At 74.9% G+C, this 1,114-nt stretch carries 1 protein-coding gene; it reads right to left on the bottom strand.

Going from position 1 to position 1,114, the window contains the following annotated elements; translation table 11 throughout:
• The coding region (locus GTP90_RS35775) for a ligand-binding sensor domain-containing protein (protein WP_308937333.1) at positions 1–1,114 on the bottom strand (1,114 nt) is incomplete at both ends.

Consider the following 1,114-nt stretch of genomic DNA (forward strand, 5'->3'; position numbering starts at 1 on the left):
TGCAGCGGCACGAAGCGCTTGCCGTCCCACAGCGCCGCGCCCAGTTCGCCCGCCACCCACAGGTGGCCGTTGCGCTCGGCCGCGCTCAGCACGTTGCCGATCGCCAGGCCCTGCGCCGCGCCCAGCACGGTGACGGCGGCGCCGTCGACGATGGCGATGCGGTTGCCCTGGTAGCCGATCCAGACGCGGCCGCGCTGGTCCGGCCACATCGACAGCACCCGCGCGTCCGGCAGGCGCTGGTCGTCGACGTGGCGCCAGGCGCCGTCGTGGTGGCGGTAGAGGCCCAGGTTCAGGTAGCTGGCCCACCAGTCGCCGCCGCCGTCCTGGGCCAGCGCGCGCATCATCGGCGCGTCGCGCAGCGTGTCGGGCGGCGGCGCGATCAGCGTGCCGCCGTCGGGGCCGGGCAGCCAGATGCCGTGCTCGGTGCCCAGCGCCGGGCGGCCGTCGCGGCCGGTGGTGGACGACAGGAAGGAGCGCGGCGTGTGCTCGTACCGCGTGCCGGCCGCATCGGCCAGCCAGGAGCCGGCGCTGAAGCCGCCGATCCGCACCTTGCCGCCGGCGTCGGCCCGCAGCGCCGGCGTGGCGATGTCCAGGTCGCTCGGCAGCGGCACCACGCGGTTGCGGCGGAACTGGTCCAGGCCGTTGACGGTGCCGATCCAGACGTTGCCGTCGCGGTCCTCGAAAAAGGTTTGCGGATTCAGCCCGCTCAGGCCCTGCTCGCGCGTGATGCGTTGGCGCGGATCGGGGAACACGTCCGGCAGCATGCGCTCGACCCGGTCCTCGCTCAGCAGCCACATGGTGCCGGCGCGGTCGAACCACATGCCGCTGCCGGGCAGGTCGGGGCGGGGCGGCGGCTGGCCGTCCGGCGCGCGCCGCGACAGCTTGTAGTTGGCGTCGCTGCCGTTGGAGGCCCAGACGGTGCCGTCCGGCCCCAGCGCCATCGACGACAGCGCGATGTTGGCCGGGCTGGCCACGTGGTAGCGGCTGTCGCCCTGGCGGCGGTAGTAGATCGCGCGGTCGCTCGACACCCACTGCGTGCCGTCGCGGTCGAACAGCACCTGCCACACCGAGCGGGCGCCGGGATCGAAGCCGCTGTCGGGGCCGGCGCGGCGCC

The sequence above is a fragment of the Duganella vulcania genome (assembly GCF_009857655.1).
Lineage (GTDB): Bacteria > Pseudomonadota > Gammaproteobacteria > Burkholderiales > Burkholderiaceae_D > Rugamonas > Rugamonas vulcania.